The sequence below is a fragment of the Bacillus sp. WC2507 genome (assembly GCF_052656125.1).
This window is the reverse complement of sequence record NZ_JBQXPN010000001.1, coordinates 2,389,961-2,409,417: the sequence shown is the minus strand read 5'-3', so window position 1 is coordinate 2,409,417 and position 19,457 is coordinate 2,389,961. Positions and strand designations below refer to the sequence as shown.

Sequence of the window (19,457 nt, the reverse complement as noted above, 5' to 3'; positions counted from 1 at the left end):
GAGTGACTCGGTTTAGAATCACTCTTTTCACCTACCTCTTAACTTCATACCATTTATAATTGATTTCTTCACCAAAATCACTTGTGACAATCCCTTTGACCGATGAATGTTGCAAGTAAGAACGGCCCATTCAATATCTTCTATTCAAATATGATAGAATGAAAATATATCCAAAACGGAGGGAAAACAAATGAACTCAAACACAAAACAGTTTATTTATGATATCCAGCAAAGAAAGAACAATTATATAGAAAATGTATTAATAGCAATACAACACCCTAAAAAAGAGCAATCTGAACAGGTCATTCAAAATATAGTAGAGAAGATGGATATGATGATTAGTCTAGTTACTACGTACATGGGGATTGAATCAGGATCTACGGAAGAATTAAAAGAACTTCAGCAAGAAATTATCCATGCTCAAGCATATATTCAAAAAAGAAAATTTGAAGAAACACAGAGATAAAATCCTGTGTTTTTATTTGGACGTCTATGAAACCAATTTGTTATAAATCAAATTAGATGTAATTTAATCATTGTTTTGGCATAATCCATACAATTTGTTGAATTCGTACAATATACGGTACCGTATCTTCAATAAGCAAATGATCTGGTTTCACATCCTTTAACTTTCCTCTTACATTACCTCTTACAGTTTCAATAACCACATATTTACCAATTACTGATTGTAATGTCTGATATACGTAGGGATTAGGTGTACTTACCATATGTTGTTCACTCAAGTCATTTCCTTCCGAATAACTCATTCTATAAGACTCCTTTCTAATTTGCATTCTTTCTCCTAATATATGATATAAATCTTATAAATATGCTAGAAGGATAATTCATTATAGGAACGGAAATAACATTTTAATTAAGGTACGGTTTCTATTTCTAAATTGCTAAAAATTATTTATATAAAGTTACTTTTACTAGTTAATAGATGATGATATGCGGATATTTTGAATGTACATCTAGGTTGTTCCTTTTAGGATATGTATGATTTTAAATACGCCCTTTATTAGAATAGTGCTCATACTTTTTTTGAGATTCTTTCGTAATACGTGCATTAAGTAAAATTGCTAACAATAAATACACTCCATATTTTCCTCCTGTAGCTCCTATGATAATCACACTACTACAAACAAGTATAATTAATAGGATAAACGAAACTGAATAAATACGATCATAATTCTTTGATATCTTCTCGTATTTTATGCGCTCTTTCCTTGCATCCATCTAAATTCCTCCTTTAAATTATCCGTTTCACTCTCAAATAAATCTTGCTCTTAAAAAGGAAACAATATATCGTTTTAAATAATTAGTTTATTTTTTTATCAACTAATTTATATAACGTAAAAAGAAATCCTACCAATATTAAGCTTTCCACCATGATAATCCCGACCCTCTCCTTCCAACACATCAGATAAAAGTTACGTATATCCCATATTAGCTGTAGCAAACAAAAAGGATCTGCCCTTCTCGTAAAGGCTGATCCTTTTCTTCGTTCATTCAGCTATTTTTAGCTATTCTTGATTAATTAGAATCACAGCTGGTCCATCTACACGAATTCCACCAACTTCGATTTTTTCATAAGGCTCAACTGTAATAGAAATAATCCCTTCTCGCTTCCTTAATTCATTACTTAATTCTTTTGTTAACATTTTTTTCATGTGTGCACCCCTTCTTACTGCTTCATTTACTATTGTTATGTAAATAAGATTAAAAATGGTTTCCTGGTCTGGAAACCATTTTTTGTAGTTGACCATATGGTGTTACCAGTTCGTTTATCAATTTTACGTAAAGAAGATAAACAATTGCTATTCACTGTCTCAGTAGATGTAAGGAACTCTTAAAGAGATAGCGGTGAGATTAATTGTTTTTTCTTCTAGAAATAATGACTTAGATAATATATTACCTAAAACAATGAAAGCCCTACCTCTCTCTCATCCTTACGGATCCTTGTCCGTGCCAGTGTGAATCAGGATTGCAAAAATCAAGTGACTATTTAATCGAGTTATTTGATGAAACTTTGAACGTTCGTAAAAGAAATTTAAAAATAAAAATGGATAAGATTGAAGTAATAACAAAAGAGGTTCCTACTCTAAAAGTGAGTTGAAGAAGTTGAATGTCTTTGAAATGATTTACTTTTAATAATCATCATATTCCCGAAAAATTCAGGATATTTTCGGGGGATGTAATACATTATATATAATGAATCTTAACAGAAACTTTTTATTTGATTTTCAGTGATCCCTTTAATTAATCCTAGTTCACTAATCAAAAATTCATGTGCGTTATCCAACATTTTTTTTTCGCTTGTATTCAGTGCCTTTTCTTTCTTCATACGCATTAAATCACGTACAACTTCAGCACCATCTTGTATTTCACCCGTTTTTATTTTGTCCGTGTTCACTTTATACCTTTGTTTCCACGGCAATAATTTATCTGATTTTCCATGCTGAAAAATGTGTATAATGTGTTTTAATGCAAGTATATCAGTAACTGGGCGTATACTCGAACTTAGTATTTTACCCATAGGAATCATGACTTGCATATTACTGATTGACATTTTTATAACATAATACTGTTGTTTTTTTCCTGAGAATTCTTTTTCTTCTATGGCTTCAATTATACCTGCTCCGTGCATTGGATAAACAATGTTATCGCCAATTTGAAACATATAATTCACCTCCATATATGGTAACCTTCTTAACCTTAACACATACGTTATTTTTTATCAAATATTTTATAATATCATAAAATTATTTTTATCGTCAACAACTTTTTAACAAAAAATTAAATTAAGTAAAAAACATCCCAAAAACAATAGGGAGTGTGTCAGATTTCCCATAAAGGGAAGAGAATTACCCCGCTTATATTGTGAAATCTCTACTCATTAACGTAGATCAGTTTTCCCTTGAAAACGACCAAATCGATCACGTATTTTTTTCAATCTTTTGTGGTATTCCAAAATCTCAATTCTTGCTTTTTCAGCTAAAGGTGCAATTGGTCGTAAGTCTTTTAACCCCCAATAATCAACCACTACATCAAGTACTTGATCAAAATATTGTAGTGGTCCATAATTCGCTTCTTTTGCAATCACAGCCATTCTATTTTCAAAATCAGGCATGACGGCACCTGGCATTTTAAAATTCTTAATCACATTGGCAATATGATAGCAATAATTAGGTTCCAATTCTAAATGTGTTCGAATCACGTCTCGATAAAACGCATAATGAAGAGTTTCATCTTTTGCAAGACGGCGTAATAATGTAGCAAGATCTGGATCATGCTTACTTGCAACCTTAGCAACATTATTGTAAAACACCATCGTTGCAAGTTCTTGTAGTGTCGTATATGTCATGGCTTCGATTGGTGTATGAAAATCAGGCTCAAATCCACCCTCAACGACTGATTTTCTTAATTCATGTATCCGTTTAGGGTTCACACTTCGAGTGAGTAGTAAATATGTCTCCAATAAATTTGAATGTTGATCCTCTTCTGAGGTCCAAGTATGAATAAAGTCTGTAATAACAGAAAGGGAACCTTTAAAAGTCGCAGATAAATACGTTGTAAACCATGGTAAATTCACTTCTGTTAATAAAGCTGTTTCAATGGCCGTAATTACACCAGAAGGAAGAGTAACTTGACTTTCATCCCAAGGAACTCTTTTAAAGTCCATTCCCTTATCCCATGGTAAAAACTCATGATAACCCCAGTCTATCTTCTGCGCTCTTATTTTATGCTGTTCATACAGTTCTTTTAAACGTGGTTCTAATCGGAAATCTAAATCATTTGTTAGCATCTATAAGTGCCCCCTTTTCTTATCATATAAATATTCATTCTATTTTTACTCTTAAAATTTTCTACAAATAAATATTACGTTCCTTTTTTAAAGTCAAACATAATAAATTTGTAACAAAATTCTTTAAGAGCGCTATATTTTTATAGGATTTTTTTATATCAAAAGGGGGACCGTTACATATATTTTCTTTTTTATAAAATAGATACTGAGGCATACAATATGTTAGTTAGCCTTAAAAAACTAACCTCAGTAAATACAGAATAACATTCATGGATGAAGATTCTCGTCATGTTGTAAATCTTGGTGAGTGTAAAAAGGTGCACGCCTATAAAGAATCGTTTTATAATAAAGTTTGATAGTGTTTTATACACACTATCAGCTTATTTAGATGTAAAATCCAATATATTAGATTAAGCGCTTGAAAAACAAATATAGTTGATTAGATAGCCTTAAAAGACAATTCCCAACAAGATCAATGTACATTGGCTATGGATGAATTAGACCAAATTTTGTGAAACGGTATACAACACAAAGGGAAGAGGCGATAAACATGCAGTCAACGGAAGCGCATATGAAGGAAAAACAACGCAGAGAAAAAATAGAAATTATATTTAGTCACATGGTAAAAGGAGAGAGTTATTTTCACGGCTCTTCCTATCAATGGAAAAACATTGTATATCAAAATTATAATAGAATACAACAAAAAGAGTTGGAAGTTGAACAACTCATTTCGAAAATGGAAAAAGCAGGAGTTCGTTTTACGCAGCATCGTTCACTCATACACTATCCCGTCATTGATTTTGTAAAATATATAGCTAAGATTTATAATGACCCCCTCGAAATACAATAATCATATTTAAAGGAAACCTTTATAAAAGGTTTATTTTCGAGACTTTTTTAACTAAAACCTTAAAAACTCATTACACCATTCTTTTTATTCTCAATACTCTTCGGTTTTGTTATAATATCAACCATAACGTATTATATTCGTTTGTATATCTTCATATTTTGGGGATTTTATTACACAAAAAGACAACTCTTAATTAGAGTTGTCTTTTATTTTTTTCGATATACACAATACTATTCTGATACAAAAACTTCAAGATTCTTACAACCAGAGAAAAAGTAGGATTTCTCATAGGAGAGATGCTACTTTATTTCCTCATATTCCTTCATTATTTTGTAAAACGTGTTTTTCTTTAGCTCTAACATTTGCATAAACATAGTAGCTGTTATTTCTCCGCTTTTCCATTTAACAAGCCTAATTGTCATTTATTTTTCTTTATAACCTGATTCTATGATATACTTATAATGAGTCGGGGAATCACTCTCCCCTCTATGTACTTATATTTTATCTATTCATTTTGGCGTTTAGTCTCTTAAAGCTAAGCGTCCTTTTTCTTTTTTTCCTATAATTCAGCATCTGGCACTAACTTATTTGCTAATCTTTTCAAAACAAACAATACAGTATCTATTTAACGGATTAACTCAACATAAGATTAAATTCAGACTATTGATTATATATATATCATTTTTTATTGAATATCAAGGTACATTAAGTTTTATATTTCCTATATTAAAAAAGCCCCTTGAAAGGAGCCTCTTATTTTACAAGGTATTGTTCTATTTCTTTTATTAATAATTCTGCACCTTCTGGACTTAATGCTATCTTACCATTTGCTAATGCTATGTTATGATTTGACACTTCTCCTGTTAATGCACAAACACCACCAGGCTGATACTTCTGTAAAACAATGTCTTCCCCTTCTACAAAAATCTCTAATGGTGATTTTTCTTTAATACCAAGCGTATTTCTAAGTTCCTTTGGAATTACTACACGCCCTAATTCATCTACTTTTCTAGTTACTCCGGTTGCTTTCATCTAGCATCTTTCCCCATTTCATTATCAATTTGTACCCAAGCTATTCTTGACTATTGTAACAAGATTTCGCCATACATGAGAAACATAACGATCCAAAAACTAATGATTATAACAAAAAATTCTTTAAAACTTTGCTGAAAGGAAATACGTCCTTCTCCCGTTCTACATGCTGTAGATTTAAAAGAAAGTTTAATTAGAACCTAGTAAAAAAATTTGATTTCATCAAAATAATTGGAATTAGTTATTCTATACTACAAAATTTTATAAAAGGATTCATTATTCCAATGATTCAAATGTCTCTTAAGCACTCTTCAACGTTTGAGAATTATTCATAATCACAGCCCGTGATTCAATTAGGGGCACAGCCTAGATACGTACAAAAATAATTCATATACTCACTTTTATTTCCAAACCATGCCCCATTAGGCTTATAGAGGGATTGTTTTTTCTATTGGTTGAGTGATCTTCTGTAAATCAATCACATAATCCCCAAAGCGTTTTATATGTCTTGTTATATAAGGATTTAGCGTTTCCAAAATCTTGGCGTGAAAAGCGATAACCTTCATTTTTTAGTTGCCATAAAATCATAGTGATATCTACAACATTTTGAAAAAACATTATAGGCTTCTACTTTATTTGTACTAGCTATAATTTGTTCACGTAATTTCATATCAGAAATTACAAAGTAAAAACAGAACATGAAATGCTCAAAAAATTATCACAGGGTGGATTCGCAAAATATTTGAAAATCCACCCTGCGATACCGTGCTCATTCATATGTACCTCTACTTCAGCTGAAACCACTCCAAAAGAAATCTGTGGAATACCAATCGATAATTTGCTTACTTCCAAGTTTTTTGTCGTTTTAAACATTTCACACTGAATCGCCGAAATCTATTTGATGTTCTGTACATAGGGTACCGCCATATAGCCATCAACCTAAGATTTTGATGCCCCCCCACAACGATAAAAATAAACTTGGTTGCCATAACAAAACGCGAATTTCGTACGCTAAGGAATTTCTAAGTTGAAAAACTTGGTTTTACCGTACGTTAACAAAGTACCATAAACGACATTTAATGTTTGTTATGGTACTTTGTTTTTGATAATGAGTTTTGGAACTGGTTTTTGACCGTATTTCTTTCAGTTTTATTAGAACTAAATAGTGTTCCTTAAACGTTCGTTTTCGGTACTTTTAGAGAAACTTAATTGGATAAATATATTATAAAAAAAGATTATGAAGAAATATAATTCAACTAACAAGGCGGGTTAACACCCTACTCAGAAAACTGATATAATAATTTAGATTATTATAAAATTTCAGTAAAGGAATGATTCTAGTTGAAGAAATCCCGAAACAGTACATAAACCAGTAGCACCATATGTCCATCAAATAGAAGTAACGGGTCCTAATAAATGGCTCACATTATCAGGTCAATTAGGCATGGAAATAGATGGAATGGTTCCAGAGGATCCATTGGAACAGTTACAATTAGCTCTAGTTAATATTAGAAGAAATCTTGTGGCTGCTAATATGAACGTAGAAGATTTAACTAAGATGGTATTTTATTTAGTAGGTGATTTTAATGCAGATAAGAGAAGAAAAATTATTGGAGATTTTCTAGGTGAACATCTCCCTTGTACTACTATGATTTATGTGGTGGCATTAGCAGCTCCTGTATTTAAAGTAGAGGTAGACGCTTGGGCATGTAAGGAAATTATTTAATTTCTCTTGATAAACAATAATTAATTATATGATGAATCTTATTGTATTATCGGGAGTTTTAGTCAAATATATCAATCTAAAAAAGTCGAGTCCCTAGCGTACAGGAAATCGGCTTTTTCTTTATGAAATTTTGCTTAGCGTACGAAATTCGCGAAATGTTGGTGCTACCCCTAGTAGCACCAACACTGTTCTTGTTATAATTAATTTTTTTCAGAACGTCTATAATCCTCTTTTAAAAAATATATGTAAATATAATAAAAAACGAATGATTAATAGAAATATTCTACGCCACTCGTTTTTTATTGGACTTCTTTTTACTGTACTTTTATTTTCTTTATGAGTTATTAGAAAAATAATTGTCTATATAAGTCTTTATTTTTTCAAAATCCTTTTCCATAAATAAGATTGCTGGTACTTCAATTATTGGAAGATTATTTTCATTATCAAAAGGTGGACACGGTTTGGGAACTACCAAATAGTCAACTGAGTTTTTATCCCTAATATAATTAATTGAAACATCATAATACTTAGAAAAACATTCCTTCAAATCATCCTGATTCCTTAAAAATGGTAGAGAAAATATTGAACCATAATTTATACCAGCGTCGACAATTAATACAAAGCATATTTTTTTCATGATACACCCTCCTCGTATAATAAGTTTTAAGTTAATAACTGTTCCTTGAAAATTAAATAGTTTTTATCTTCAAGAGCTAGATCCAAAAAATGATGTATGGGTAAAATTTAGTCTTGGATACTGGGAGATTTCCCTACCTTATTCAAAGAAAGGCATTACATGCTATTCCGAATGCAATAAAACAAATAAAATACTAAGACAACAACAGTAATAATACTCGATGCTGTTTTGAAAGTTTTGTTTTCATACGTTTTATTTAACAAGAAGAAGAACAAAACGACCCAGACCCCGTTGGAAAAGAATGATGTTAGTGCATTGAAAACAACTCGAAACGCAAACATAGAGTCGTCCATTAGTTTTTCACCTCTCTTTTTCCTTATTATACCATTTATAAAAAGTGATGTATCGTGTTTTTCTTGTATATTCTATACATGTGAGGTTAACATAACGTCTCATTATCAGTAGCAAGGAAAAAGGAGAACCCTGCTCTCACAAGGGCATCTTCTTTCTTAGTTCTATGAATCTATACATTTTTTATACATTCCTATCCTAACGCGGTTTTAGTGTTCTTGTTTGTTACTGGATTAGCTAAAAAACTGTATAAAATCTTGCATACTCTTAGCGTAGGATTTCCCCAAAATACTGGTCCCCCATACGTGCTTTCTTATGGGTATTTCTTGAACCCCCATTAAACACTCTCCCGTCACTTGTCTATCTTTAAGAGTAACTCTGCTTGTTTATTTAAAGTCATCGCACCGAGGCTTTGTCCCCCCTCCCAAAGCCAAACAAACGATTCAGGTTACATGCTTATCTCAAACTGAACATTCAATCTTTATTCAGTTTGTAAATAAAAAGGACAATCAGCCCCATAATGGACTAACTATCCTATAAATTATTATCTAAATTCAATAAAACTAGAACTTCTTTTCCTATGTATCATTATTTCGTTATTTCGTTATTTCACCAAACTGCGCTCTCGTCACTTTCGCCAAGTCATCCACTTTCAGCTCAATTTGTATACCAATTCTCCCGCCGCTCACTATGATCATTTCAAGATTTTGAGCACTCTCGTCAATACATGTAGAAAATAACTTCTTCATTCCGACTGGTGAACAACCACCTCGAATATATCCTGATACTTTCGTAATATCTTTTACAGGAATCATTTCAATCTTCTTTTCACTGACCGCTTTTGCGGCAGCTTTTAAATTCAGTTCCTCATCTACCGGGATGATAAACACATGATAATTTTTACTATTTCCTTGAGCGATTAACGTTTTATATACTTCTCTCACTTCTCGCCCAATTTTCTCGGCTACTGATACGCCATCGATTTTCCCATCGTTTGAATCATATGACATCATCGAATATTCAATTTTTTCTTTATCTAGTATTCGCATCGCATTTGTTTTATCTTTTTTCATAATGATCTCCTTAAAAGGTTATTTCATATTATTAAGTTTTCTTTTATTATACACCCTTTTCCATTTCTCCTACATAACTTCACTTATATTTCAAAACTAAAAATATTGATAATTCAAAAATCATCTGATATAATTTGGAAAAACTTATGTTAAGGAGAGATTTGTAATGCGAAATTTTAATGCTTCTTTCCAACTTCATCATCATACGTAACGCCGTGTATCCGGAGAAAAATTTTTCTTCGTGGGTACAGGGCTTTTCCTGTTGACCCACGAAGCGTTCATAAAGCTATGTGGGTATTTTTATACCTGCATAGCTTTTTTTAATTTAAAAAAGGAGTGATTACAATGGAAATGAAAAATGTAAAAGGAACGAAAGACTATTTACCAGAGGAACAAGTGTTGCGAAATAAAATGAAAAGAGCGTGTGAAGATACGTTTGAACGTTATGGTTGTAAACCGTTAGAAACACCAACGTTAAATATGTATGAACTTATGTCATACAAGTACGGCGGCGGTGATGAAATTTTAAAAGAAATATATACACTTCAGGATCAAGGAAAACGCGACCTTGCGTTACGTTACGATTTAACTATACCATTCGCAAAAGTTGTGGCAATGAATCCGAACATCCGCCTTCCTTTTAAACGGTATGAAATTGGGAAAGTATTTCGAGATGGGCCAATTAAACAAGGGAGATTTCGTGAGTTTATACAATGCGATGTTGATATAGTCGGTGTTGAGTCTGTCATGGCAGAAGCTGAACTTATGAGCATGGCGTTTGAACTGTTCCGAACGTTAAACTTAGAAGTAACGATCCAATATAATAACCGAAAATTATTAAACGGCATTCTCGAGTCCATTAACATCCCTACTGAACGAACGAGTGACGTCATTTTATCATTAGACAAAATCGAAAAGATTGGGATTGATGGTGTACGAAAAGATGTATTAGAGCGCGGAATTTCTGAAGAAATGGCTGATACGATATGTAATACTGTTTTATCTTGTCTAAAGCTTACAATTGCTGACTTTAAAGAAGCTTTCAATACTCCACTCGTTATCGATGGCGTAAACGAATTACAACAATTACAGCAATATTTAATCGCCCTTGGAATAAATGAAAATGCTATATTCAATCCGTTTTTAGCGCGTGGACTTACAATGTATACAGGTACTGTGTATGAAATCTTTTTAAAAGATGGCTCAATTACATCCAGCATCGGTAGCGGCGGTCGATACGATAACATTATCGGAGCATTCCGTGGTGATAATATGAACTATCCAACAGTCGGTATTTCATTCGGTTTAGACGTTATTTATACAGCACTATCACAGAAAGAAACGATATCATCTACAGCGGATGTATTTATCATCCCACTCGGGACAGAATTACAATGCTTGCAAATTGCCCAGCAATTACGCAATACAACTTCCTTAAAAGTCGAACTCGAACTTGCAGGACGCAAACTAAAACGTGCCCTTAATTACGCAAATAAAGAGAATATCCCTTATGTGCTTATTATTGGGGAAGAAGAACTTAGTACAGAAACCGTTATGCTGCGGAATATGAAGGAAGGTAGTGAGATGAAAGTCTCCCTTTCTTCTTTAAGTAGTTATTTATAATACAAACCACCCTCGTTTGGGTGGTTTTTCTATTTTATAGATAACCAATAATTAGTTAACATAAAAAAATTACATTCTACTATAATCTACAAATATATAATATCCAATCACCTGTTATATTTGGTAATATATAGATAAAAATCATTTTAGGAGGAATAACTTTGAAAGCTTTCATAAAAGCACTAAAGTGGACTACAGGTATCTCCCACCTTATACTAATTCCTTGTTATTATTTAACTCCAGGATTAGTTGACTTGTATGGGATACCACCGTTTACAGTGATTACTTTACATATCATTACAATACTATTAGCTAAAAAAGAAGACATGAATACGTACGCTCATTTTATAGGTATTATCGTTACTCTAGTTGCCTTTTTCCCTTATATAGACATCGTTCTACATATGATAGCAGCTATTTTCCTTTTATTAGACGCCATATCCACAAATAAAAAACAAGTTTGTGATTCATAGCGAAATAAAAATTAGAAGTACATGTTTTTCAACAAATCACTCTTTTGGTCACAGCGATAATATATAACGCAATTCTTCCCTATAATTTCATAGAAAGAATTGCGTTTTTTCATTGATAAGAACATAGATTTATCAATATCACCTTTTAGAGATTTGAAGTATATAGTCTAAGCAGCCTTCTCTGCTTTAAATACCCACCCGTGAAGAGGTGGTTGATAATACGGTATCATCCACCCTAAAATTTTGCCGATACAATAGGCGGCAATGAGTGTACCAATTCCGATTGAGCCTAAAGATTGAATAAAAACTATACAGATTGTACCAGCTACACAAATGTTTATTAAATCGCTCAAAATTTTTGCTTTACCAAATTTCAAATTAAATTTTTCACTAATTGCATACGTTAACGCATCATACGGCATTAATGGTAATTTCGCTGTTGTATAGCCCATTAAACCGACCGCTATAACAAATAAACTAACAATTAAATATACACTTCGAGCAAAGATCGTTTCAGGCGTAGGGAAAAGTTGTACAAGGAAGAGCGTTGCATCCATGAAGAACCCAAATAAAAACGAAATAATGAATTGACTTATAAATTCATTGAACTCCATTCTTTTACTTAATATGACTTGAATAATAATGTATAAAACATTTGCAAGCGCCATTGTCACACCAACTGACAAACCAATCGTTAGCGTACTTGCATAGGCTAATGATGACACAGGCGATACACCAAATCCTGCTTGAATCGACATGCTAATACCAATTGACATAAAAAATAACCCGAGCACATACATGAGGATGCGCCTCAAGGTTCTGTTCCAATGATTCATACTATCTCCCACTTCCTAGTTAACATTATTTATATAAAGACTATAGCTATACAATTAAATATAACGTCAATTTCAACATATGAAAAATATATATATGATAAACTAATCATATGAAAAAACATATAATGGAGAGATACAATGGATTTCAGGCAATTATATTACTTTAAAGAAATTGTGAAACAAGGAAGTATTTCTAAAGCAGCAGAAGTGCTTCATATCGCGCAACCACCACTTAGTCAATTATTAAAAAAGCTCGAAACTGATCTTGGCACAACTTTAATTCATCGATATCGTCAAAAATGGGAGCTTACAGAAACCGGTGAAATACTATACGAATATGCCACACAAATGCTAATGCAAGTGCAAGATATAAAGCAGCAAATTCTAGAAATTGAACAAGGTATAGGCGGGACAGTAAGCATCGGTGTATCTTCTACATGTTCAAATATGCTCGTTGACTATGTTAGTACGTTTAGAACACAATACCCTAATGTTAAAATAAATATAGTAACAGGAAATTCAGAAGAATTATTAAAAAAACTAGAACAAAGAGAAATTGATATTGCCCTACTTTTACGATTAGGCACTAGTGAACACTATGAGCTGAAATTATTAAAAAAACAACCAATCGCTGTAATTATCCCTGCAAGTTGGGCACCATCATTTCCATCACAACACGTGACAATTGAAAAGATTACACAGTTCCCATTCATTATGCTCGGAGCAATGGAAGGACTCTCCTTCAATGAAAACTTACTCAAAGCGTTTGATACATACAAAGTCCAGCCAAATATTATTATCGAGTGTAAAGATATAAGTATGGTTGTAGCACTTGTTAGTAAAGGACTCGGCTTATCCATTATTCCAAAAATGGATTATACATCACCATTTTTAGCACATACAACTCTTTTGGAATTGGAACAATTTGATTTCCATCTCGAGCCTGTAATAGTAAAATTAAAAAATCAACGAATCTCCACAGCAGCAACTCTATTTTGGGAAATCGTTGATTAGAAGATGTAAACAAATGATTAATAACCCACACCATCAGGTAGTTACTGTGAGATATAACAAGACAAGCTATGGAGAGAATGAATTTCATAATATAGCACTCACAAATAAAACTCCTTCTAGCTAAATACTTATTCTATTGAAGAATCAGTTGTTTTTCTAATGTATGAAATTGATTTTTCATGGAAAGATATGTTAGTATGTATGCAGTTTGAGCACTCTATTCTTTAGAGTCGAACAGGAGGAGAATGAATATGTCTGATATTGAAGTTGGCGAAGTGTTTACTCTCAGTGATGAGAATAATGAGGATCAGGAAGTAGAAGTACTCGGAGCGATGGATGTTGAAGGCGCAGAATATATTGCAGTTGCCTTCGTAGAAGACATTCAAACAGAATCTGAGGAAGACATTGATATTTTCTTTTTAAAAGTAGAAGAAGATAATGAGTTTTCATACATTGAAAATGATGAAGAGTTTGATAAAGTATCTGCTGCTTTTGATAAAATTTTGGACGAGCAAGAGCAAGAGCAAGAGCAAGAGCAAGAATAATATGAATGAAACACACGAGGGCGGATGCATATCCGCCCTCGTGTGTTTCATTACTCATCCAGAGATTCATGCAGTAATTGCAGTACATCTTTCATCACAAAAGGACCGTCTTTTTTCACATGTTCAGCGAATTCAGAAACGAGACGTAATGTTCTTACACTTTCAATCGGATGTTCTCCTGATGCACTTTCAGCAGAAAGCATAACGGCATTCGTTCCGTCCAGTACAGCTTGAAACACATCCGTTACCTCCGCTCTTGTTGGAATAGCATGATCTACCATAGATTGAAGCATTTGTGTTGCTGTAATGACATATGTATTCGTTCGATTACATTCCTGAATTATCATTTTCTGCAAGAGCGGAATAAATTGATACGGCAACTCTACTCCTAAATCGCCCCTTGCAATCATAATTCCGTCTGCTTCTTTACATATATCTTGAAAATTCTCGATCGCTTCCATCGTTTCTATTTTGGCAATTAAATTAGGTGACGTTTCTGTATACTGTTTTATAAAATCTCGTATTTCTTTTATATGGCTAGGTTTTCTTACAAAAGAACATGCGATAAAATCAACATCCTCTTCTAAAAGAAACTGAATATCTTTTTTATCTTTCTCTGTAAGAGCCGGTAAACTAACGATTGCCCCTGGTAAGTTCACCCCTTTATGTGATGAGATATTACCACCTGTTTTAACCTTTGTTTCTATTTTTTCCTTACTTACCTTTTCAACAATTAATTCAACTTCTCCATCATTAATCAAAATTCTACTGTCTACTTTCACATCATTCGCGATTCCTTCATAATCAACACTTGCTTCCGTATTGCTCCCTGTAACTGGTTGTGTATGTAAAATAAAAGACTCTTCCGCCTGAAGTGTAATTTGTTCTCCGTTCATTTCACCTAATCTTATTTTAGGACCTTGTACATCACCCAAAAATTTAATAGAGTCATCTAAAGATTTCACTAAACGAATGATGTCTTTATGACTTTCATGCGTGCCATGTGATAAATTTAGCCGAACAATTTTCATACCGTTCTTTATTAACTGTGCTAATGTTTCTTTATTATTGCTTGCTGGTCCAATTGTACAAATTCGATCGATTGTCATTTTTGTGACCCTCCTTTTTCGTTAGGATTCCCATAAACTTTACTTACACTCTCAACATAAAAAAGCCTACTCACACAAGTAGGCTTTTGAAACTACGAAAGTTTCGTTAATAACTGATTTAAATCTTTTTTCGTTTTCGTCGTTAACGACTTCATTTTAGTAACATCAATCTTTTCTTTCTCCGCTCCTACAATTAACGGATACATACTTTGTCCGATTGTTTTATATTCAGCTGGGTGAGATGCTTCTAACTCTTTCTCAATTACATCCCACTTTTCATTAATTTGTTTACCAAGTTTATTTACTGTTTCTAATTTCGGATTTGCAGCTAATTGCTTGTCTAAGCTATCAATTAATGCAGCAACTTCTTTAACATTTGTTTTCACAGCTACACTTTTCTTCGGATCTTTCGTTGTTTTTCCGTTTGAGTTTGTACTTGTACTTTGATCTGTTGTTTTTCCGCTAGTCGTTTCGTCATTCGTTTTTCCTGTCGTTTCCTTTTCTTTTGTTTTCACATTTTCGTTTTGCGTTGTTGTTTTACCGTTACTTTCTGTTCCTGATGATTCTTTCGTATTTTTTGCATCTTTATCTGTTTTTTCATTTGAAGAAGTCTTTGTTTCTTTGTCAGTATCTTTCGTTGTTTTTGACGTCTCATCTGCACTTGTCGTTTTTGATTCTCCTTCATTTTGCGCTGTTACTTGCTCTTTCTTTTCTGTCTCTTTATCTGCTGAAGGACTACAAGCTGCCATAGTAAGCATTGTACCAATTGTTATCGATGCGATAGCGACCTTTTTCATTTTCATATAAATCCCCCTATGTTTACTTTATTTATCCTCCCCTTTACGATTCGATTTTCTCTTAAAAAATCCCTTTTCACATGAATCACCATCTTTCCGACAGTAATCTTCATAATAATACGTACAAAAACTGATAAACTGGTTTGAATATTCGAGTTTCTTCTACTTCATTTTTCTTCTCTGTTGTAAAAGAAAAAGAGTATATTGTCACATGAAGAATTACAATCTTCATATGACGATATACTCTCCTATCAAATTTTTATCTTTCTTGACATTTTATTTATATAAAAAAATAAAATTTTCTTTCATTTTTTTGTTTCTCAACATTTGTTAACATAATATATTTATGAGTAACCACCATTCGAATGAATGACTTGCCCAGTAATCCATTTTGCCTCTTCACTTACTAAAAAAGAAATTAAGCGTGCTGCATCCACCGGTTCTCCAACTCTACCCTGCGGGAACTTCCATACTAAATGGTGCTGTAACTCCTCTGTAATCCATCCTGTATTCGTCGGTCCTGGATCTACAGCATTCACTGTAATCCCCTTCTCCATCGCAACTGGTGCTACTGATTTTGAAAATGCTTCAATTGCTCCTTTCGTTGCTGCGTATGCTAGTTCATCAGGCATTGGCCCTAATGACTGTCCTGAAGTAAGGTTAATAATACTTCCACTCGTTTTCAGTGCATAATGTTTTATAAATAATGAACTTAATAACATAGTAGCGCGAATATTTACTGTATAATGTTTATCTATCTGTTCTACATTTAATTCCTCAATTCTCGTATGAGTAGCATACGCTGCATTATTAATTAAAATAGATGGATCACCTAACCGTTCTGAGACCATATAAAACAAACGATTTGGCGAATACGACTGCGATAAATTGATTTCTGCCATTTCACATCGAACACCGTAACTTTCAATCTCCTCTTTCAACAAAAAGGGCTCTTTATCATGCATTCCCCACGGCATCGCTTTATCATACTGAGACCAGTACGTGAAAAAAATGTCTATCCCTTTTTGAGCAAGCACCTTGCATACAGCTGCACCAATTCCATTCAGACGAGTTGCCCCTGTTACAATTGCTATTTTCTTCACCTTTTCTCCTCCATCTATGGATAAATCCCCTGTACGAATACAGAGGATCTATCTTTTTATTCAATATTTGACAATATACGTTCTGCACCTAATTTTAAAATTTTAATGAAGATATAATTTACAATCGTAAACATTACAAATAAAACGATAAACATAACCCACAGTCCTACTTGAAGGAAGAAGTATAATAGACTTACTCCCGCTACAATAACTAAAGCTATTAAAATATTAGCTAAAAAATTCCACAATGTTGTATAGCGGCTTTTAAATAATTTCTGTTCTGTATCCCAATGTATATCGGCAGTTTGTGCATCCCAGCGTGTACCGATTAAATTGATTAGCAATAAACCGTTCGCACTTAGTAAGAACCAAAGTACCATAAATACTGGAGATATCCCCGCTACAACTGCCATCGTAATACCGAATACTGCTAAAATGATCACATTAATTAACCAAGCCGTTATCGCTTTCGCAAAAAAGATATCTGAAGCCTTTACTGGTAAATAACGATTCACAAACCATGAACTTCCATCTCGTGAAAATGAAGTTGTTGCAATGACGTTACTTCCCATTAAAAATAGAGAAGCACAAAGGCCAACGCCAATTGCAAGTCCTGCTGATTTTGGGTTATCAATATACCCTGTGATCCACTTTAAATTTCCATCTTGCACGAATAAAACAAAGAATAACATAATCGGCATAACGAAAGTTTGTACAATACAATTTAAGAAAAATTGTGGTGTACGGAATAACGTTTTAAATTCCTTTTTCACATACGCTTTCAAATGTGAACTTTGTACCGTTGATTTCTGTAAACCTTCTGCTGAAATGACCTCTTTTTTTGCTGTACTCGTTGAAAGTCCAATAACCCCTTTTAAATATGTACGCTCTGCAATGTAATAAAACAACACAAAGAATACAAATGAAATAAGTGCAAAGATTATTACGTATAAAGGTCCCTTCCAATTTGCATTTTCTACTAACGCCACTGCTCCAAAATATGTAGTTGGAAAATAATTTGTCATTTGTACTAAAAGAGAAGATTCGTTGCTCGCAAGATAATTCGTAAGTGCATCTTCAGAAAACGAACTTTTATTTTTCCACTGTAAAAATACATTAATTCCTACAATAAATAGTATACTTACGATTCCAATAAATATATTGCCTCGGTCTTTATTTTTCGCTATATTTGTATACCTCATAATAACTGTCATCAGTAATGAAGCTAATACTAACGGCACAATCGGGAAGAGTAAGTAAATAAAAATCATGTATATGTAATATGTAATAAATGCACTACTTTTTAACCCGTACGTAATAAAGATTGGTAATAAAATAAATGAACTCATTACGTATTGTGTAATTAATACCGTTAGAAACTTTGCCGAAATAATCTGCGCTGGTTTCAATGGTAACGGCAATAACATTTCAATGTCATTACTATAGTAAAATACAGTTAAAATGTTCGTTATACTCATTAAAAATACCCATATACTCGCAATCGCAAGTCCCATTGCGATAATCATTCCTGGATCTTGCCCCAAATGTTTCATACCTTCATACATTCCGTGCGTCATCGAACCAAATATTAAAAAGCCGACAAATAAAATGGCTGCAAATGAAAAGACATACGCCCATCGCTTCTTCTTATCTGTTATGAAATCTGCATAATTTAATTTCAATAATACTTTCGTTAACGTCCAAATTTTACTCATTGCCCGTCATCTCCAAGAACATTTTTTCAAGTGATTCATTGGATTTAAAATGATCTCTCATTTCACCTAAATTCCCTTTAAACTGAAGATTTCCCTTATTAATAATCGCGACGCGGTCACATATTTTTTCTGCCACCTCTAATACGTGTGTAGAGAAAAATACAATCTTTCCTTTATCCGCATGTTCTCTCATCATTTCTTTTAAAATATATGCGGATTTCGGATCAAGCCCCGTTAACGGTTCATCTAAAATCCATACATCTGGCTCATGCACGAGCACACCAATAATAACGATTTTTTGTCTCATACCGTGCGAGTAACTTTGAATTTGATCCGATAGGGCATTATACAGATCAAATTTCTTCGCTAAAGACTCGATTCGTTCTTGGCGTACTTCTTTCGGCACTTCATACATATCTGCCATAAAGTTTAAATATTCAATTCCCTTTAATCGCAAAAACATATCTGGGCTATCTGGAACATAACCAAACGTCCTTTTCGCTTCCATCGGATTTTTCATAATATCTTTACCGTTAATCGTAATCGTCCCTTTGTCCACTCCATGAATACCAGTAATCATCTTAATTGTCGTTGATTTACCAGCACCATTCGGCCCTAAAAATCCAAAAATTTCTCCGCTAGGCACAGATAAACTTAAATCTTTTACTGCATAGCTAGACCCATTATAACTTTTTGACACATTCGTAATTTCAATCATTCCATCCAATCCTTTCCTTAATTACCAAATAACTATATTGATATTAT

At 33.1% G+C, this 19,457-nt stretch carries 22 protein-coding genes and 3 pseudogenes; 7 read left to right on the top strand and 18 right to left on the bottom strand.

Translation table 11 applies throughout. From position 1 onward, the window contains the following. Positions 1–190: 190 nt before the first annotated feature. Positions 191–466 carry a hypothetical protein gene (locus ACUN28_RS12800; protein ID WP_001087721.1) on the top strand — a complete coding sequence of 92 codons (276 nt, stop codon included), beginning with the start codon at positions 191–193 and terminating at the stop codon, positions 464–466. 67 nt (positions 467–533) lie between these two features. Here the strand turns inward: ACUN28_RS12800 and ACUN28_RS12795 are convergent, their stop codons facing one another. From ACUN28_RS12795 to ACUN28_RS12775, 5 genes are all read right to left on the bottom strand, one after another. Then, positions 534–767 carry a YuzF family protein gene (locus ACUN28_RS12795; protein WP_000122224.1) on the bottom strand — a complete coding sequence of 78 codons (234 nt, stop codon included), beginning with the start codon at positions 765–767 and terminating at the stop codon, positions 534–536. Between the two features lie 238 nt (positions 768–1,005). Continuing rightward, positions 1,006–1,239, bottom strand: coding sequence for a hypothetical protein (locus ACUN28_RS12790; RefSeq protein WP_000340028.1), 234 nt, complete (start codon positions 1,237–1,239; stop codon positions 1,006–1,008). 287 nt (positions 1,240–1,526) lie between these two features. Then, on the bottom strand, positions 1,527–1,673 hold the full coding sequence (locus tag ACUN28_RS12785) for a BC1881 family protein (protein ID WP_000738554.1): 147 nt from the start codon (positions 1,671–1,673) through the stop codon (positions 1,527–1,529). Between the two features lie 548 nt (positions 1,674–2,221). Further along, on the bottom strand, positions 2,222–2,683 hold the full coding sequence (locus ACUN28_RS12780) for a CarD family transcriptional regulator (RefSeq protein WP_016087051.1): 462 nt from the start codon (positions 2,681–2,683) through the stop codon (positions 2,222–2,224). Positions 2,684–2,899: 216 nt separating this feature from the next. After that, positions 2,900–3,808 (bottom strand): acyl-ACP desaturase, encoded by a 909-nt coding sequence (locus tag ACUN28_RS12775; RefSeq protein ID WP_016087050.1) that lies wholly within the window; start codon positions 3,806–3,808, stop codon positions 2,900–2,902. 550 nt (positions 3,809–4,358) lie between these two features. On the opposite strand from ACUN28_RS12775, the gene ACUN28_RS12770 reads away from it, so the two are divergent. Then, positions 4,359–4,658 carry a hypothetical protein gene (locus tag ACUN28_RS12770; protein WP_016087049.1) on the top strand — a complete coding sequence of 100 codons (300 nt, stop codon included), beginning with the start codon at positions 4,359–4,361 and terminating at the stop codon, positions 4,656–4,658. 299 nt (positions 4,659–4,957) lie between these two features. Here the strand turns inward: ACUN28_RS12770 and ACUN28_RS12765 are convergent. From ACUN28_RS12765 to ACUN28_RS12755, 3 genes and pseudogenes are all read right to left on the bottom strand, one after another. Next, positions 4,958–5,062 (bottom strand): annotated as a pseudogene (locus ACUN28_RS12765) (recombinase family protein); the annotation flags it as partial. Between the two features lie 349 nt (positions 5,063–5,411). Further along, the gene (locus tag ACUN28_RS12760) at positions 5,412–5,690 is read right to left on the bottom strand and encodes an AbrB/MazE/SpoVT family DNA-binding domain-containing protein (RefSeq protein WP_016087048.1); all 279 of its coding nucleotides are present in this window, start codon (positions 5,688–5,690) and stop codon (positions 5,412–5,414) included. 428 nt (positions 5,691–6,118) lie between these two features. Further along, positions 6,119–6,369, bottom strand: a pseudogene (locus ACUN28_RS12755) (Tn3 family transposase); the annotation flags it as partial. A 666-nt stretch (positions 6,370–7,035) separates the two neighbouring features. Here ACUN28_RS12755 and ACUN28_RS12750 point away from each other — a divergent pair. Beyond that, positions 7,036–7,416: pseudogene (locus ACUN28_RS12750) on the top strand (RidA family protein); the annotation flags it as partial. A 334-nt stretch (positions 7,417–7,750) separates the two neighbouring features. Here ACUN28_RS12750 and ACUN28_RS12745 read toward each other — a convergent pair. From ACUN28_RS12745 to ybaK, 3 genes are all read right to left on the bottom strand, one after another. Beyond that, positions 7,751–8,053 (bottom strand): hypothetical protein, encoded by a 303-nt coding sequence (locus tag ACUN28_RS12745; protein WP_016087046.1) that lies wholly within the window; start codon positions 8,051–8,053, stop codon positions 7,751–7,753. Positions 8,054–8,208: 155 nt separating this feature from the next. Further along, positions 8,209–8,406 carry a hypothetical protein gene (locus ACUN28_RS12740; RefSeq protein ID WP_002096482.1) on the bottom strand — a complete coding sequence of 66 codons (198 nt, stop codon included), beginning with the start codon at positions 8,404–8,406 and terminating at the stop codon, positions 8,209–8,211. A 594-nt stretch (positions 8,407–9,000) separates the two neighbouring features. Further along, on the bottom strand, positions 9,001–9,477 hold the full coding sequence (gene ybaK / locus ACUN28_RS12735; RefSeq protein ID WP_016087045.1) for a Cys-tRNA(Pro) deacylase: 477 nt from the start codon (positions 9,475–9,477) through the stop codon (positions 9,001–9,003). 345 nt (positions 9,478–9,822) lie between these two features. Between ybaK and ACUN28_RS12730 the strand changes: the two genes are divergently transcribed. Further along, a complete protein-coding gene (locus ACUN28_RS12730) occupies positions 9,823–11,100 on the top strand; it encodes a histidine--tRNA ligase (protein ID WP_016087044.1) in 1,278 nt (425 codons plus the stop codon). 161 nt (positions 11,101–11,261) lie between these two features. Then, the gene (locus ACUN28_RS12725) at positions 11,262–11,573 is read left to right on the top strand and encodes a hypothetical protein (protein WP_016087043.1); all 312 of its coding nucleotides are present in this window, start codon (positions 11,262–11,264) and stop codon (positions 11,571–11,573) included. 167 nt (positions 11,574–11,740) lie between these two features. On the opposite strand, the gene ACUN28_RS12720 is transcribed toward ACUN28_RS12725, so the two are convergent. Further along, positions 11,741–12,409, bottom strand: a complete 669-nt coding sequence (locus ACUN28_RS12720) for a YczE/YyaS/YitT family protein (RefSeq protein WP_033660099.1) — start codon at positions 12,407–12,409, stop codon at positions 11,741–11,743. A gap of 138 nt (positions 12,410–12,547) precedes the next feature. On the opposite strand from ACUN28_RS12720, the gene ACUN28_RS12715 reads away from it, so the two are divergent. Together ACUN28_RS12715 and ACUN28_RS12710 are read left to right on the top strand one after the other, a co-directional pair. Next, positions 12,548–13,423: a LysR family transcriptional regulator gene (locus ACUN28_RS12715; protein ID WP_016087041.1), complete on the top strand. Its 876-nt coding sequence runs from the start codon at positions 12,548–12,550 to the stop codon at positions 13,421–13,423. A gap of 245 nt (positions 13,424–13,668) precedes the next feature. Next, positions 13,669–13,968 carry a DUF1292 domain-containing protein gene (locus tag ACUN28_RS12710; protein ID WP_445423390.1) on the top strand — a complete coding sequence of 100 codons (300 nt, stop codon included), beginning with the start codon at positions 13,669–13,671 and terminating at the stop codon, positions 13,966–13,968. Between the two features lie 50 nt (positions 13,969–14,018). Here ACUN28_RS12710 and ACUN28_RS12705 read toward each other — a convergent pair whose 3' ends face one another. The 6 genes from ACUN28_RS12705 to ACUN28_RS12680 all read right to left on the bottom strand — a co-directional run bounded on the left by ACUN28_RS12705 (position 14,019) and on the right by ACUN28_RS12680 (position 19,410). Beyond that, positions 14,019–15,077 carry a pyruvate kinase gene (locus tag ACUN28_RS12705; protein ID WP_016087039.1) on the bottom strand — a complete coding sequence of 353 codons (1,059 nt, stop codon included), beginning with the start codon at positions 15,075–15,077 and terminating at the stop codon, positions 14,019–14,021. 92 nt (positions 15,078–15,169) lie between these two features. Next, entirely contained in the window at positions 15,170–15,880 is a 711-nt protein-coding gene (locus ACUN28_RS12700) for a hypothetical protein (protein WP_016087038.1), read from the bottom strand. A 103-nt stretch (positions 15,881–15,983) separates the two neighbouring features. After that, complete coding sequence (locus ACUN28_RS12695; protein ID WP_016087037.1) at positions 15,984–16,106, bottom strand: hypothetical protein; 123 nt, start codon at positions 16,104–16,106, stop codon at positions 15,984–15,986. A gap of 112 nt (positions 16,107–16,218) precedes the next feature. Continuing rightward, on the bottom strand, positions 16,219–16,977 hold the full coding sequence (locus tag ACUN28_RS12690; RefSeq protein WP_016087036.1) for an SDR family oxidoreductase: 759 nt from the start codon (positions 16,975–16,977) through the stop codon (positions 16,219–16,221). Between the two features lie 56 nt (positions 16,978–17,033). Then, complete coding sequence (locus ACUN28_RS12685) at positions 17,034–18,692, bottom strand: putative ABC transporter permease subunit (protein WP_016087035.1); 1,659 nt, start codon at positions 18,690–18,692, stop codon at positions 17,034–17,036. Continuing rightward, positions 18,685–19,410 carry an ABC transporter ATP-binding protein gene (locus ACUN28_RS12680; RefSeq protein ID WP_016087034.1) on the bottom strand — a complete coding sequence of 242 codons (726 nt, stop codon included), beginning with the start codon at positions 19,408–19,410 and terminating at the stop codon, positions 18,685–18,687. The genes ACUN28_RS12685 and ACUN28_RS12680 overlap by 8 nt, the downstream gene beginning before the upstream one ends. Positions 19,411–19,457 lie beyond the last annotated feature (47 nt).

What these genes read in the sequence shown, in the direction of transcription:
- ACUN28_RS12760 (WP_016087048.1), bottom strand. Translation starts at nt 5,690, where the DNA reads ATGAAAGCAACCGGAGTAACTAGAAAAGTAGATGAATTAGGGCGTGTA.
- ybaK (WP_016087045.1), bottom strand. Translation starts at nt 9,477, where the DNA reads ATGAAAAAAGATAAAACAAATGCGATGCGAATACTAGATAAAGAAAAA.
- ACUN28_RS12795 (WP_000122224.1), bottom strand. Translation starts at nt 767, where the DNA reads ATGAGTTATTCGGAAGGAAATGACTTGAGTGAACAACATATGGTAAGT.
- ACUN28_RS12780 (WP_016087051.1), bottom strand. Translation starts at nt 2,683, where the DNA reads ATGTTTCAAATTGGCGATAACATTGTTTATCCAATGCACGGAGCAGGT.
- ACUN28_RS12740 (WP_002096482.1), bottom strand. Translation starts at nt 8,406, where the DNA reads ATGGACGACTCTATGTTTGCGTTTCGAGTTGTTTTCAATGCACTAACA.
- ACUN28_RS12715 (WP_016087041.1), top strand. Translation starts at nt 12,548, where the DNA reads ATGGATTTCAGGCAATTATATTACTTTAAAGAAATTGTGAAACAAGGA.
- ACUN28_RS12700 (WP_016087038.1), bottom strand. Translation starts at nt 15,880, where the DNA reads ATGAAAATGAAAAAGGTCGCTATCGCATCGATAACAATTGGTACAATG.
- ACUN28_RS12695 (WP_016087037.1), bottom strand. Translation starts at nt 16,106, where the DNA reads ATGAAGATTGTAATTCTTCATGTGACAATATACTCTTTTTCTTTTACA.
- ACUN28_RS12775 (WP_016087050.1), bottom strand. Translation starts at nt 3,808, where the DNA reads ATGCTAACAAATGATTTAGATTTCCGATTAGAACCACGTTTAAAAGAA.
- ACUN28_RS12710 (WP_445423390.1), top strand. Translation starts at nt 13,669, where the DNA reads ATGAATATGTCTGATATTGAAGTTGGCGAAGTGTTTACTCTCAGTGAT.
- ACUN28_RS12720 (WP_033660099.1), bottom strand. Translation starts at nt 12,409, where the DNA reads ATGAATCATTGGAACAGAACCTTGAGGCGCATCCTCATGTATGTGCTC.
- ACUN28_RS12730 (WP_016087044.1), top strand. Translation starts at nt 9,823, where the DNA reads ATGGAAATGAAAAATGTAAAAGGAACGAAAGACTATTTACCAGAGGAA.
- ACUN28_RS12790 (WP_000340028.1), bottom strand. Translation starts at nt 1,239, where the DNA reads ATGGATGCAAGGAAAGAGCGCATAAAATACGAGAAGATATCAAAGAAT.
- ACUN28_RS12770 (WP_016087049.1), top strand. Translation starts at nt 4,359, where the DNA reads ATGCAGTCAACGGAAGCGCATATGAAGGAAAAACAACGCAGAGAAAAA.
- ACUN28_RS12685 (WP_016087035.1), bottom strand. Translation starts at nt 18,692, where the DNA reads ATGAGTAAAATTTGGACGTTAACGAAAGTATTATTGAAATTAAATTAT.
- ACUN28_RS12800 (WP_001087721.1), top strand. Translation starts at nt 191, where the DNA reads ATGAACTCAAACACAAAACAGTTTATTTATGATATCCAGCAAAGAAAG.
- ACUN28_RS12680 (WP_016087034.1), bottom strand. Translation starts at nt 19,410, where the DNA reads ATGATTGAAATTACGAATGTGTCAAAAAGTTATAATGGGTCTAGCTAT.
- ACUN28_RS12785 (WP_000738554.1), bottom strand. Translation starts at nt 1,673, where the DNA reads ATGAAAAAAATGTTAACAAAAGAATTAAGTAATGAATTAAGGAAGCGA.
- ACUN28_RS12705 (WP_016087039.1), bottom strand. Translation starts at nt 15,077, where the DNA reads ATGACAATCGATCGAATTTGTACAATTGGACCAGCAAGCAATAATAAA.
- ACUN28_RS12745 (WP_016087046.1), bottom strand. Translation starts at nt 8,053, where the DNA reads ATGAAAAAAATATGCTTTGTATTAATTGTCGACGCTGGTATAAATTAT.